Origin of the sequence: Salinimicrobium sp. WS361, from assembly GCF_050750585.1 — a bacterium.
Classification (GTDB): Bacteria; Bacteroidota; Bacteroidia; order Flavobacteriales; family Flavobacteriaceae; genus Salinimicrobium.
This window is the reverse complement of the sequence record NZ_JBOJLM010000001.1, coordinates 87,417-102,265: the sequence shown is the minus strand read 5'-3', so window position 1 is coordinate 102,265 and position 14,849 is coordinate 87,417. Positions and strand designations below refer to the sequence as shown.

Here is a 14,849-nt window from a genome sequence, read left to right as displayed (position 1 = left end):
ACAGGAAATTGATTATTGAATATTTTCTATTGACTATTACTAATTGGTCACTGTTAATTGTTTAAGGCTAAAACGGCTTTTTCAGCGCATTTTTCTCCATCAACAGCGGCCGAAACTATTCCCCCGGCATAGCCTGCACCTTCACCACAGGGATAAAGACCTTTTATTTGCACATGCTCAAGAGTCGCAGGATCTCGCGGAATACGCACAGGGGAAGAAGTCCGGGACTCGGTAGCATGCACTACAGCTTCATTTGTAAAATAACCTTTCATACTTTTTCCAAACTCAACAAATCCCTTCTGAAGGCTTTTATGAACAAAATCTGGCAACACTTCTCCTAACTCTACTGAAGTAATTCCGGGTTTATAAGAGGTCTGCGGAAGATTTTTGGAGGTTTTGCCTTTACTAAAATCCACCAACCTTTGGGCAGGTGCGGTTTGAGTTTTTCCGCCGGCGAGCCAGGCTTTTTTCTCCACTTCCTGCTGAAATTTGAGAGCTGCCAATGGGGAATCTCCAAAAATGGCAAAATCTGAAGGTTTTATTTCCACCACAATTCCCGAATTCGCAGTGGCCTGATCTCTCTTGCTGGGAGACCAACCATTGGTCACGATCTCTCCCGGGGAGGTGGCACAGGGTGCAATAATTCCGCCGGGGCACATACAAAAGGAATAAACTCCCCGCCCTTCAACCTGTTTTACGATACTGTAGGCAGAAGGAGGCAAAAATTCTCCCCGATGCGCTGTGTGGTACTGAATCTGGTCAATAAGGCTTTGAGGATGCTCCACCCTTACTCCCAGGGCAAAAGGCTTTGCTTCTATATAGATATTTTTGTTGTACAGTAGCGTAAAAATATCCCTGGCCGAATGTCCGGTCGCTAAAATGACCTTTTTCGCAGCTATTTTTCTTCCGTCAAGTAATTGTACGCCCTGCATCTCATTGTTTTTCACCTCAAAATCTACTACCCGGGCGTTGAAGAGTACTTCTCCCCCAAGTTCAAGTATTGTTTTTGTGATATTCTCAATAATAGCAGGCAACTTGTTTGTTCCAATGTGAGGGTGCGCCTCCACCATAATTTCGCGAGTGGCACCAAAGGCAACAAAAAGCTCCAGGATCCTGTTAACATCTCCGCGTTTTTTGCTTCGGGTGTAGAGTTTCCCGTCAGAGTAAGTTCCGGCGCCTCCTTCTCCAAAACAGTAATTGGAATCTTCATTAACTATATGCTCAATATTCAGCTTTTTGAGATCCCGGCGGCGGGCACGTACATCTTTCCCTCTTTCAATAACAATGGGCTTTTTACCCAGCTCAATGCAACGAAGGGCAGCAAATAATCCGGCAGGCCCGGCTCCCACGATGATCACGGGTTGGGCAGCCGAAACATCTTTATATTCCGGTTTATTGATCTTCTCTGCTTCAAAGTCTTCCTGCAGGTAAAGCTGCACCCTTAAATTAACTTTGATCTTCTTTTGCCTGGCATCAATGCTTCTCTTTAAGATCTCTACATGTCTTATTTCAGAAAAAGGAATTCCCTTTTCCCGTGAGAGATGATGTTTTAAGGCTTCGGTATTTGCGGCAGTTTCAGGAGAAACCTGAAAATTTATTTCTTGTTGCACCCGTATTTATTTTGACGCAAATATAAGTTTTCTCATCAGGTATTAATCAGCAGTAATAAGAACATCATCAAGCTCATACACGCCGTTGTAATACGAATGGTCACTACCGGTATACCTGAAGGCGATAAAACCCTTACCTGTTACGCACGAAAGATCTACCAGTCCCGAAGAGATCCAGTCGCCAAAGAAGTCATTTTTTGCTGCTATGTTTGCGGCCGGAAGAACCTTCCATTCGGCTGTTAAAAGGTTTTCTTCGGAACCATTCCAGTCGGTAGAAATAAGCACTTCCATAAAACTGCCGTTTGCCATGCTTGTAGAAGTTTTAAAGCTGAGTACTTCTGCCGAATTGGTATCGAAATTGATCTTTGGCGTAATAAGCCAGCTAAGGCTGCGGGCATCACCCGAACCTGCCGGTCTCATCCTCGCCGATCGGCCCAGGGATGCGTTTGCCCCTGTGGCAGTAAAAGCTTCCCATGGGCGGGAACCTTCCTGGATGATGTTTTTCCAGCCTTTTCCATCAACAGGTTTGTTGTTCTTCTGTAAACTGAAATCATCTTCAAACAAAATTTTGCTTCCTCTTGATGGAGCCAGGCCGCAATCATAAGTTTCAGGATCACAGCGCGGGTTATTGCCGAAGCTGATGTCTTCGGGAAGGTTCATATAAACGGTATAAATTTCATCATAGAAATCCCTGGTCAAAATTCCCTGCACGTTACCCGAACCTGCGGACAGCTTTAAAGCAGCAAAATCGGCATAGGTACTGGTGCTAACGATAAAAGGGAAATCTCCTGTGCAGCTTTCTACCAGCCTTTCACCGTCAAACTCATCATTTTCTTCTGCTGCATAAGTTGCAGGATTTTGAGGATTTACCAGCAGTTTATTGAACTGCACATTTTCAATTTGTACGTACAGGTTTTCAAGCGCATCACCAAAATCTGAAGCTTTTATAAGCCTGGGAGTGATTTGGGCTACCTCTGCACTTCTGCTTATGTGAAAAGCAACCTGCGATTCAGGGATATTTACGATCTGGTTTCCTTCGGCCACGCCAAGCGTTGCTATGCCGTTCACCTGCCCCACACTAAGGCCGTTTAGGTGAATGTACACTTTTCTTCCGAAGTTATAGAACTGGTAGTAGGAAGACATGTTCAGTTTGATATTTAACCCTGCTCTTGGCTGCTCTGGCGAATCCTGCACCACCATTTCCTTATAAAAATTACCGGCTTCATCGCTGGAAACCACAAAAGCCTCAAGCACGAGATCTTTATCAAAGCTCAAAACCCTTTCCTGATCTTGCATAAACATTCCCACCACCGCCTGTAGATCAATGTTGGTTTCTACAGGAGTAATCGTCACCGCAGGTGCGGTAAAATCATCTTCAGGAGCACAGGAAACAATAATCAACAGGCTCAAAAATGGCAAAATTCTCTTCATTTTTTTAGAATCTTAAATAAACGTGAGCGTAATAAGTAGTGCCGGGACCAAACCAGTATTTAGATCCAAAAAGAGGTTTATCTCTCTCCATATCGGCTTTAAGCAGCGTGTAATTTACATTGCGGGATTGTTCATAACCTCCCGTTTTGTAGGTGGTATTGAGAATATTGTTGAGGCTGGCAAAAATGCCCAAAAACCTGTTCTTAATTCTCCAGGATTTGCCGCCCACCACATTTACCAGCATGTAGCTTTCAAATTCTTCCTGCTGTAGCAGTTCTTGTGCAATCGTCTTATCAAAGTTCAACAGCGGCAAACCATCAAGGTCGGTTTCAAAATTTTGGGTTCGCGGAAGAGGGGCCACATCTATAAAGGATTTAGAAAAGAAGTTGGCAGAAGCTGAAATCCACCAATACGCAGGATCCCGATATTCAAACCCGGCCTGTAAAGCTCGCTGCGGACCACCCGGAAGCCTGTATCCTTTCAGGAAAGTCTGCCCCATATGCCGGACATCAGTAAAATCATCAGAAGTGAGGTAGATATTGGGATTACTCTTGTACATGTATTCACCAATTGAACCCGCAGAGCGTATTTTTAGGGTAGTAGTAAGCGGAATTTCAAAGCCAAACTCCAACCCCACGTGACGTTTATCTATGCCGGTCATAATTTCCTGAACAAAGGCATTGGTAACATCTCTACCTGATCCCGAGAGACCATCGGCATAATAAAATGAGACTTCGGTAGCATCTTCAAAAAGGCCATAAAAGCCGGTGATCCTTCCGGTAATAAAGGGAGTACGGATTTGGTAACCGGCATCGGCAGTCATTATTTTTTCACTCATGAGCCCAAGGACTACGTCATTGTTTTGACGCGCATTTGAGAAACTATTACGCAGTGCCGGTGGTTTGGTGAACCATGAAAGATTAGTGCTTAAATAATTCCTGCCATTCAATTTATAAGTGAACCCGCCCTTAGCACCGTAATTCCCAAAGTTGAGCTTTTCGCTTTCTCCCAGGGAATTGTCGGGGAAATTGCCATTCTGAAAGTGCCCGGTTCGCCAGTAAGTCGTAGCCGAAGTTTCGACAGCCAGGTAAGCCTCTATTTTCTGAAGGTTAAACTCCGCCTGAAGGAATCCGCCGCCGTTTGCTGCGTTGAAGTTGTAATGGTACTTAAAAATGTCATTTTCAGAGACTAATTTATTGGGATTTTTCAGGTCATTCTGCGCCTTTGATCCTGTTGAAAAGGCATCGACATCCAAAAAAGAGGCTGCACCAAAGAGATCAAGTACCGAAGCAAAATTTTCACTTTCAAGCTGCCTGAAATCTACACCTCCAGTAATTGCAAGTTGAGAAGAGAGCACATACCTGAAATTTGAGGCTGCAGAAACTTGCCGGTCATCGACCCTGTCTTCATAAAGGGCATAAACCGCGTTACCGCCAGCTACGGTAGCCGATTCATTTGCAAGATAGAATTCATCCCAATTAATTTGCCCAAAGCTTCGGAATTCCTGCTCTGCCAGATAAGCTTCCCTGAAATTTGGTGAATCTGTGAATCTTAAAAAGTAAGATGGCAGCTTTTGATAGTAGGCAGGATCGGGATTACTGCCCCCTCCCAGAAAGATATCTTTGGCACCCTCACTATATAACCGGCTACCGCCATATTCAATCCTGCTGTTCCCAATCTTCCCAAACTGGTATGCGACACCGGTATTTATTTCAAGCGCTTTATTCACAGTCCAGGAATGGTTGAGCATAAATACAGGTTCCTCTACAACCTGCACCCGGGAATTCCTGATCTCTCCATCCTGCCATCCCCAATACGCATTGTAGCTGTTCCCTTTCAGCTCAAAAACTTCCTGAGTGTTGGGCGAATTTCGGCCGCGTTTGTTTGGGGTGTAGAATCCGGTGAAATTCAGGCTATGCGAATCACTAATTTTCTTTTCTACGGAAGCAAAAAATGAGTTGGCGTTATAGATAGTCCCTTCAACAAAACTTTCTTCAGCAAAACGTCTTGCCACAGAAAAAGAATACGCCCAGCCTGAAGCCAATAAACCACTATGGTAGCTGCCCATAACCCTCCCGGAATATGACCTGTTGGCCACGGCATAAGAAAATTTGCCGCCGTGGGTATATTGAGAAGCTCTCATGATGATATTGGTGGTGCCGGCAGGGCCTCCAAATGAGACCGAAGAAGGGGTGGTGCCGTTAGAGAATTCCTGGTTCCGTTGTACATCATTCAATCCGCCCCAATTGCTCCACAAAGGCCTACTGGAGAAGATTTTATTCATTTCTATACCGTTGATGAATACTTTCCCATACTCACTGTCGTAACCGCGCGGCCGAAAAAAGGTAGGACTAAAATCGAAAGCTGCCGCATTCAGAAAAACATCTTTAGAAGCCTGCAAGAGCCCGGAAATATTGGATACACTTTGCTCTTCATCTAATTCGTGGTCACCAAGGGAAATAATTTCGGTTTGCCGCTGCATTTCGGGCAGGTTGGGAACTAAAGGAATCTGACCGAGGTTTATATCTTCAGAAGTAATTTTAAGCGGAAAATGTTTGCTGAAAAAGCCATTTTTGGAGAGCGTAAGAATATGTTCGCCCTGCGGAAGCCCTTCAGAAAAAACAAAAACACCTTCAATATCTGTAGATCTCTCCACGACCGCATTAGAAATAGTTACGGAAACGCCGCTGAGAGGCTCTCCCGAAACCTGATCGATCACAACCCCGCTAACCTGCTGACCAAAAGCAGCTGCTGCAGACAGAAATAAGAAAGGAAATATAATCCTCCCTAAAGAAAATATTTTCATAAAACATTACAGGGGAGGCATTTATGTCGCAATAATACATTATTTATTCTATCTTTAATCTGACTCACATCATTTTTAACAAAAGAAAATCCGGTGCTGCAAAAATCACTTAATTTATTGATCCTTAGCATCTCTATTCTTGCTTATCAACTGGCAGAAGCACAGGAAAAAAGGAATTATAAGGCTTACAGTATCGGTTTTTATAATGTTGAAAACCTCTTCGATATTTACGATTCCCCAGACACTTTTGATGAAGATTTCACACCCACGGGGAAGTACAGATGGACCGCCGGGCTATACCAAAAGAAGCTGGAGAACCTTGCGCGGGTGATAAGCAGCCTGGGAAGAGAAGAGCTATCATCACCCCCAGCAATTGTAGGTTTGTGTGAGATCGAGAACCTACAGGTCCTGGAAGACCTCGTAAAAATGCCACTTTTGGCACCCTATGATTACCAGATCGTGCACAGCGAATCTCCAGACGAAAGGGGTATTGATGTCGCCCTCATATTCAGAGCCAATGCCTTTAAGCTGAAGGACTGGAACAAACATGCGCTATTGATCTATGAGGCAAAAAACACTTCTAAAAGAGATTTTACCCGAGATCAACTGGTAGTGAGCGGATCTATAGACAGCGAGGATATTCACTTTATTGTAAATCACTGGCCTTCGCGCAGTGGCGGGGAAAAACTAAGCAGTTATAAGAGAACAGAGGCTGCGAGGCTTAATAAATACATTATAGACTCACTACAAAGGCAGGATCCTTATGCCATGATAGTAAATATGGGAGATTTTAATGATGATCCAGCCAATGCCAGCCTGAACAAAATCCTGGGAGCCAGGGCAAAGAAGGAGCAGGTAGACTTTGGAGGATTATACAATCCTTTTGCTGCAATTGCTTCGGAAGGAGCCGGAACTTCGGCTTATCGCGACCAATGGAATTTGTTTGACCAGATTCTGGTATCAAAATCTTTAATAGAAAAAAGCCCTGAAAAACTGACATTTTTCAGGGCCTATATTTTTAATCCGCCGTTTCTTATTACCTCTAAAGGGACTTATAAGAATTATCCTTTCCGAAGTTTTGGACAGTCAGGATTTACGGGTGGATTTAGTGATCACTTTCCGGTGTACATCATCCTAACCAAAGAAGCCGATTAGAACCAGGCAGACCATGGAATTCGCGAAAGCACAAAAACCAGGGCAAGACCGTAGAATATACCGAGTGTTTTAAATTTTTGGTTTGACAGGCGCTTATTTTTGTGTTTTGAATATCCAATAGTGATCAATGCCACGGCAATAACCATCACAAGCGGGTGCTCCACAAGGTAAAGTCGCAAGGTGGAATCTTTCATCACCTCTCCCATTCCCAGTTGCCCAAAGGCTTTAAAATAGGGAGAAACAAAGTAGAGAACAATCCCAATAAGAAGCTGGATATGCGACACAATTAGCGAAAATAAAGCCACGCGAAAATCTGTTGCAGCATATTCTTTCTTTGAGGAGATCCCAATTATGAAATTAACGGTTGCAATTATAAGCACCAGTAAGACCAGGTATGCCCACCAGGAGTGGATAAAGAGTACAGTTTCGTACATAATAGTAGATTTATTGAGGGTAAAGATAAGTTTTTTAAATAAAAAAACCGCTCCTTATGGGAGCGGCTTGTATGGTGGAATTTACAAATTAAAAAGTTCCAAGACCTTCGGTATTCTCATCGCTGAAGGTTTCCCACTCATCGGGCACAAAGGTAGTATTGGGTGTAGAACCAGGTTTTCTTCTAAGATTCACATCTTTTGCAAAATCGGCACCTCCTTTTTCTCCCAGCATATCAACCAGAACACCGTCAAGGAAAAGTCCGATAGGGTCGTTTCCGTTGAAGTTTACGACCTGATGGTCTGTAAGAACATCGGCAGCATCAAGTAGTCCCTGCCTGTCGGCATCCTGGTTAACAATAACAAGCACTTCACCGGCCTCTAAAGTATATCCGGCAAGGCTTAATTCATTATCCCAGGTTTCACCTGCGTTAGTGATCTTCTTAAGCGAATAAGCCGCAAGATCTACAGATTCCTCTGAAAAGTTGGCAATTTCAAGTGCTTTATTGTGTCCAAAAGCACCTTCAATGTATTCAGAAATAATTATTGAAGAAGCATCTTCAGAATAACCGACATCAGCATCTGTTGTACCTTCAACAGCAGTACTCTGAGCTGAAGTATTGGCGTAGATATCTACAGCTGCAACAGTAAATGAATAAGTTTGATCGGCATCAAGACCGGCAATAGTATATTCTACAGTTTCTACATTCTTATAGAATTCACCATCAATGTAGATATCATAACCCTGAACAGCTGCATTATCTGAGGATGCAGTCCAGGACAATGAGATACTTGAAGAACTGGATCCTGTCACAGCAAGATCTTGTGGCACAGATGGTGCCTCTTCATCGGCAATGGTGGTTACTTCAAGAGCTGTACTTTCCTCGGAATCGTTACCAGCAGAATCTCCAGCAGCTACTGTGATGGAGTAAGTTGTTCCAGGTTCCAGATCGATAATATTAGCAGTTGTTGAAGTAACAGTTGTATAGTACTCTCCATTTACTTCAATGTAATATTTTGTTACCGCAACATTATCTGTTGAAGTATTCCAGGAGATCTTGATATTTTCAAAACCTCTTTCATCTAAAGTAAGACCTTCAGGAACAGATGGAGCTTCATCATCAGTAGAATCGGTTTCGCCATCCCAGCGGTTTTCAGCCTCGTCTCCACCCCAAATGTTGGTTGCCAGGTGAGGGTTATCTATAAAAGGATTCCTGTTACCCTGGGCATCGTAAATGACCTCATTCCTCTGAATCTCAAAATTGGAAACCGGGTCTTCAGCATTCCATTCCAGAAACAGGTCAAGATCACCAACTTCGTTAAAAGGTTCATTGTATCTCAGATTCATGTACATGATCATCCTGGCAACATCACCACGCCATTCATCACCGGGATAGAAAGTGTTATTATTTACCAGTTTATACTTCCCATCTCCATCAACATAAGGAAAGTTCAACCTTGATTCATTTATTTCAATATCGGCTACCCGAAGAATGTGCAGGTCGGCAATGGCGTCACCTTCAAGAAGGGATTTTGGATAAACGTGCTCTGTGTTGAATGTTTGAACATCATTAGGATTACCTGAAGATTGGTACTCATCTTTACTTCTGCTTTCGCCCGAATATAGTAAGAGGACATTTGCAGGGTTAGATGGATCTTCATCGGCATCATAGAGGTGAACATGACGATCTGTATACCCAAGAATATTTTTATGTTTCTCTATGGTAAGAACTGCAAGTTCATCATAAAGCTCTTCAGTAGAAAGTGTAAAATCTACACCGTCATAATACCCAACAAGTGCATCGGGAATCACATAAATACTTTCTTGCTCAGGAACTTCGGGATCTACCGGCGGATTAGGAACCTTATTATTGTCATCGTCTGTACTACAGGAAATTAGAAATAAAATACTGACTAATGGTAAATAAATGTATTTTTTCATTCTTGTAAATATGGATAAAAAAAAACCGCCACTAAAAGTGACGGTTTGGATTGTTTAGCTGTTATTCGTTGAGGACGAATTCCCCTTCATCATTTACGATGACATTTACGCTATATGTAGCAGGTGCTCCTGCATAACCTATAAAGTAAACGAGGAACTTCTGGCCAGTTTCAGCTTCTGGGAATCTGGCTTCAAGTATGGTAACAATATTTTCAAATGCAGCATCATAATCATCCTGATCCCAATAGTTGAAGTTACCATATTGTTCATTTCCTGTAAGTGCATAGTCGGCAGGAGTCAATGTATAGATAATTGTATTGTCTGGCTCCCATGCAGTACCATTGTGACCATACTGCAATACCATTTCTACAACACCAGCAGTAGTTGACCATTTTTGACCATCGTAGTTAAAGATCTGAATTACTTCAATGGTATTACCATTACCTATGTGAAGATTATAAAGAATAGTCTCAGTGTCCCCTTTAAGAGCATAAGGATATTTCAATCTTAAAAAGTTAGGAATAATCTCTTCTGCATCTTCACGGTTAGAGAAGTTTTTATAACGACCCTGTCCCATTTCCTCATAATCCTCATCGGTTAAAGTGTAAGGTACCACCCAGGTATTATTAGCTTTTACATAAAGCTTTGTTTCATCACTGGTATTTCCCGAAGAGTAGTACTTGTATGTAAGCTCAACTGCATCACCACCTTCTGCCTGTGGAAATTTATAATTTAGGAACCTCACCATATCATCGGAGCTGTCAAAATTCTTGTATTTGAAATTCAACGCCAGATAATCTTCTTCGGTAACAGTATATGCTACTGCTTCACCAACCTCAATTAAAGGGTTTGCAATATTAGCAGTTATAGAAGCCAAAGACTGGTTACCCCAAAGCGGATAGGTTTCATCAAGGTATGCAGGGATCTCAATATTTGCACTGTCTATTGACGCAAAATATTCATTATCAAGACCCATAGCCGTATAATCTTCTTCGGTAAGGGTGTACTCGAGAGTTCCTACCAAAGGATCGGTCGCGATGATTTCATCGATCTCTGCATGAATGTCATCCATAGGATCGCAACTTGTAAAAGTCGCACCTATGACCATCATTAATAAATAAACTAATTTTTTCATTTTTCCTTTTTTTAGAAATTAAGCTTAGTTCCGATGTTGAAGGTTCTTCCAAAACCATAGAAGAAACCACTGTCTCTCGCAACAGAAATATATTCTGTATCCAATACGTTGTTTACGTTTCCAATCAATGTAGCATCAAATCCGCCAAAGTCGAAATTGTAGGTTAAACCAAAATCTATCAAACCGTAAGCAGGTACTTCATAAGACTGCCCAAGCGTTGGATCATCACGTCTTGCAGGATCAAAATCGGAATACAGACTGTCAAAGTAATTCCAGTTTAAACGAATGTGAGTACCTTCCATTGGCTCGAAATCGGCACCGGCAGCAAAACTGTTTTGAGCAGAACCACCAACTTTTAGACCACCGATGTAAAGGTTTACTTCGCGTAAAAATTCTCCGGTTTCATCAATAACGGCAACTCCTGTTACGTCATTCTCCCAGGTCCAGTCTCCAATAGAGGCCATACCATTAAGAGTAAGGTTCTCAAATGGGCGATAGTTAACTTCTAACTCTATACCCTGGTGAAGCGCATTAAGACCTAGAATGTTTGCAGAACCAAAAGTTCCATCTTCCTGACGGAAAGTCTCGGTTAATGTCTTGTCATCCCACTTCGTGTAGTAAGCGTTAAGGTCTACTCTAAAGTTACGACTTCTAAAACCGTATCCCAACTCTGCACTAAAGATTTTCTGATTCTCAGCATCTTCATTGATATCATTGGTGTTGTTAAGGAATACAGCGTTCATAAAAGGCGCTTTTTCAAAATAACCAATGTTTGCAAAAACATTATGAGTATCAGTAAGGTTGTAGTTAGCACCACCTTTTGCACTGTAACCAAAGAAGTCTACCCATTCGGTTTCCTGATTTCCTACTTCATATCTAAAGTAATCGATTCTTTTGTAGGAAGTGTTTGAAGCAGCAACATTAATAAAAGCAGAAAGTGCATCTTTTGAATACTCTGCCTGTGCAAAAGCACCTAGCCACCCTACAAGACCGTCATTATAGTAATCAATCTTATCTCCAACCTGTGCTGTATTTAAAGGATTGTTTACATTAGAATCATCAAAAACATATTGACCTCCTAATAAATCAGTAAGTTCAGTATAATGCTCACCTTCGTAATATCTCACATCTATACCTCCCGTTACTTCAAGGTTTTCTACTACTTCGGAAGAAATTGTAGATAGAAGTCCGTACCACTCATGGTTGTTTCTTGAAGCCCTCAAGTAAGTTTCTGAACCTAAAGCTCCAAGCTCCACATTTTCTTCTACAATAAGGTCAAGGTTTACAGGCTGAAGAAAGCCGTCTCTGTATTTGGAATCAAGGCCAAACTTGTTGACACCACCAAAACCTCCACCTCCACCGGAACCGAAGGAAGCATAAGCAACTGTAGACAATTTTGTGTTATCTGATATATCCCAGTAATGGTTTAGAGATATTTGCGGCTTATGGAAGAAGTTGTCTTCAATACTAACCACCTGTCCGTCACGATAACCCCAGTCTCTGTTAAAACGGGTACCGCTTTCACTTTGTCTGTAAGTTATTAACTGCTCAGCATTTTGACGTTGACCATGCTCCTGTTGTGCACCAAAGGCAGTAAAGGAAAGTTCATGATCTTCACCAAGTTCTTTAGCTATATTCACAAAGTATGAAAAACCAGAGAATTGAGTTCCATCAACATATCCATCTCCCTCAGTTTTGGAACCAGACACAGTTGCTGCCCAGCCATTATCCATTTTTCCGGTTGAAAGTGTTGCGCCCACTTTATTATACCCGTCATTTCCTAAAGAGTAAAGAATGCTTCCACCTTTTTCTGCATCGGTAGTTTTAGTCACAATGTTAATTGTTCCACCAATAGAAGGCACAGCAACTTTTGAAGCTCCAAGCCCACGCTGAACCTGCATAAATCTTGTAACATCTGAAAGACCAGCCCAGTTACTCCAGTATACACGACCATTTTCCATATCGTTCACCGGAATCCCGTTGATCATCACGGCGATGTTCTCAGAATCGAAACCTCTCAGTCTAATTTCTGCATCACCAAAACCACCACCACCTTTGGTTGCGTAAACTCCCGGAGTGGATTTTAAAATTTCAGGAAATTCCTGATTTCCCAATCTTTGCTCAATTGCTTCAGCTTTAATCGTAGAAACAGCCACCGGAGTTTTACGATCAATCGCAATTGAATAAGAAGTAATAATCACTTCTTCTAATGCATCAGCATCTGGCGAAATTAAAATTCTGCCAAGATCAACAGTTTGTCCATTCTGAACTGTAAATGGCACGCGAATTGCTTCAAATCCTACGTAAGTAATTTCAACAACTCCCGATGTACGATCGGTTTGAATACTGAATTTACCACCAAAATCGGTCATGCCACCTGCGTTGGTGCCCACTACCAGTACGTTTGCACCTGGCAGCGGCGCATCCATGTCAGAATCGATTACCGTACCGGTAATAGTTCCTTGTGCAAAAATTGTAGCTGACGTTAAAAAAAACGCTAACGCTAAAAATTTTCTCATTGTGTAATTTGTTAGTTTGTGTTTATAAAGTTGCTGCAAAAGAACAACTTTCTTTAAAAATATCCTTTAACTAAAGGTTAAGAATTTTTCACAAAAACCGCAAGGTTTTCAACAAAGCACAAAAAGAAACACCCCCCTGTTTACCAGAGGGTTGCTTAAAAAATGCGTATTTAGCTAACTAACTGTTATTCTGAAAGATAAAATTTTAACAAATTCTTGGTGGAAGAATCATGCGCTCCCACGTCATTTTTCTCGATTTCATCAAGAATAGCAGTTGCAAGTTGCTTGCCCAATTCCACCCCCCATTGGTCGTAACTGTATATGTTCCAGATAATACCCTGTACAAAAATTTGATGTTCGTACAATGCAATTAGCTTTCCAAAGCTTTCAGGAGAAAGTTGGTCTACAAGAATAGTGGTGGTCGGATTGTTCCCCTTAAAAACCTTAAATGGCAATATTTTTTCAATCTTTTCTTCGGAAGTATTTTTATCCTCCAGTTCTTTTCGAACTTCTTCTGAAGATTTCCCCTGCAGTAAAGCTTCGGTCTGCGCAAAATAGTTTGCCATCAACTTATTATGATGCTCCTGCTCGTTATGGAGTGACTTTTTGAAGCCAATAAAATCGGCAGGAATAAGTTTTGTTCCCTGGTGAATTAGCTGAAAGAAAGCATGCTGCGAATTAGTACCGGGTTCACCCCAAACAATATTTCCGGTTTGGTAGTTCACCTCGTTACCATTGCGATCTACACCTTTTCCATTACTTTCCATAATTGCCTGTTGCAGGTAAGCAGGGAAACGGTGAAGGTACTGCGTATAAGGAATGACTGCCTGGGTTTCAGCTTTAAAGAAGTTGTTGTACCAGACTGTCAAAAGTGCCAGTTGAACGGGAATATTTTTTTCGAACGATGTCTCCTTAAAATGTTCATCCATTTTACGGGCACCTTCGAGTAGCGAATTAAAATTATCATACCCAATAGAAAGACTTATAGAAAGCCCTACAGCGCTCCAGAGAGAAAAACGGCCTCCAACCCAGTCCCACATGGGGAAAATGTTCTGAGTTTCAATCCCAAACTCTTCTACCGCCTTTACATTACTCGAAACAGCTACAAAATGTTTAGCCACAGCATCGGCCGGTGCTTTTTTGGTGAACCACTTTCTAATTGTAGTGGAATTTGCCAAAGTTTCCTGAGTTAAGAAAGATTTTGATACGATAATGAAGAGGGTAGTCTCAGGATTAAGGTCTTTAATTACCTCCTGTACATGGTCTCCATCAACATTAGATACAAAATGTACTTTCAGATGGTTTTTATAATACTCAAGTGCTTCAGTAACCATTACCGGGCCAAGGTCTGAGCCCCCAATCCCAATGTTCACAACATCGGTGAAAGCCTTACCTGTAAAGCCTTTTTTGGCACCTGTAATAACCGAATAAGAAAACTCCCTGATCTTCTCTTTGACCTCATAGACTTCAGGCATTACGTTCTCACCGTCAACTCTCACATCGACATCAGCTTTGCTTCTCAAGGCTGTATGCAATACGGAACGCCCCTCGGTCCTGTTGATTTCTTCCCCTTCAAAAAGGGCATTTATAGCATCCTTTAATCCGACTTCTTCAGCAAGAGCAGTAAGGAGGTCACGTGTTTCTTCAGTAATTAAATTTTTGCTGTAGTCTACATAAAAATCTTCCCACTTAAGAGTAAAGGCATCGGCCCGATTAGGGTCTTTTTGAAAAGCTTCCTTTAGGTTAAGATCTTTTATTTCAGAAAAGTGAGCCTGAAGTTTTTTCCAGGCTTTGGTATGGATTGGATTAGTGTTAGTCAT

Annotated in this window: 9 protein-coding genes; 1 reads left to right on the top strand and 8 read right to left on the bottom strand. The window is 41.9% G+C overall.

All coding sequences use genetic code 11. From position 1 onward, the window contains the following. Positions 1–53 precede the first annotated feature (53 nt). Genes ACQ93I_RS00475 through ACQ93I_RS00465 form a run of 3 tightly spaced genes read right to left on the bottom strand, consistent with a single transcriptional unit; the run spans position 54 to position 5,847 of the window. A complete protein-coding gene (locus ACQ93I_RS00475; RefSeq protein WP_431696657.1) occupies positions 54–1,610 on the bottom strand; it encodes an NAD(P)/FAD-dependent oxidoreductase in 1,557 nt (518 codons plus the stop codon). Between the two features lie 42 nt (positions 1,611–1,652). Then, positions 1,653–3,041, bottom strand: coding sequence for a DUF5689 domain-containing protein (locus ACQ93I_RS00470; RefSeq protein WP_431696656.1), 1,389 nt, complete (start codon positions 3,039–3,041; stop codon positions 1,653–1,655). Between the two features lie 4 nt (positions 3,042–3,045). Further along, a complete protein-coding gene (locus ACQ93I_RS00465; RefSeq protein WP_431696655.1) occupies positions 3,046–5,847 on the bottom strand; it encodes a carboxypeptidase-like regulatory domain-containing protein in 2,802 nt (933 codons plus the stop codon). A gap of 93 nt (positions 5,848–5,940) precedes the next feature. Between ACQ93I_RS00465 and ACQ93I_RS00460 the strand changes: the two genes are divergently transcribed. Beyond that, positions 5,941–7,002 (top strand): endonuclease/exonuclease/phosphatase family protein, encoded by a 1,062-nt coding sequence (locus ACQ93I_RS00460; protein ID WP_431696654.1) that lies wholly within the window; start codon positions 5,941–5,943, stop codon positions 7,000–7,002. Here ACQ93I_RS00460 and ACQ93I_RS00455 read toward each other — a convergent pair. The 5 genes from ACQ93I_RS00455 to pgi all read right to left on the bottom strand — a co-directional run bounded on the left by ACQ93I_RS00455 (position 6,999) and on the right by pgi (position 14,849). Continuing rightward, the gene (locus ACQ93I_RS00455; protein WP_431696653.1) at positions 6,999–7,436 is read right to left on the bottom strand and encodes a hypothetical protein; all 438 of its coding nucleotides are present in this window, start codon (positions 7,434–7,436) and stop codon (positions 6,999–7,001) included. The genes ACQ93I_RS00460 and ACQ93I_RS00455 overlap by 4 nt on opposite strands. Positions 7,437–7,524: 88 nt before the next feature. Then, on the bottom strand, positions 7,525–9,375 hold the full coding sequence (locus ACQ93I_RS00450; RefSeq protein ID WP_431696652.1) for an endonuclease: 1,851 nt from the start codon (positions 9,373–9,375) through the stop codon (positions 7,525–7,527). Positions 9,376–9,436: 61 nt separating this feature from the next. Further along, on the bottom strand, positions 9,437–10,510 hold the full coding sequence (locus ACQ93I_RS00445) for a hypothetical protein (RefSeq protein WP_431696651.1): 1,074 nt from the start codon (positions 10,508–10,510) through the stop codon (positions 9,437–9,439). An 11-nt stretch (positions 10,511–10,521) separates the two neighbouring features. Continuing rightward, positions 10,522–13,029, bottom strand: a complete 2,508-nt coding sequence (locus tag ACQ93I_RS00440) for a TonB-dependent receptor (protein ID WP_431696650.1) — start codon at positions 13,027–13,029, stop codon at positions 10,522–10,524. A gap of 185 nt (positions 13,030–13,214) precedes the next feature. Continuing rightward, entirely contained in the window at positions 13,215–14,849 is a 1,635-nt protein-coding gene (gene pgi, locus ACQ93I_RS00435) for a glucose-6-phosphate isomerase (protein ID WP_431696649.1), read from the bottom strand.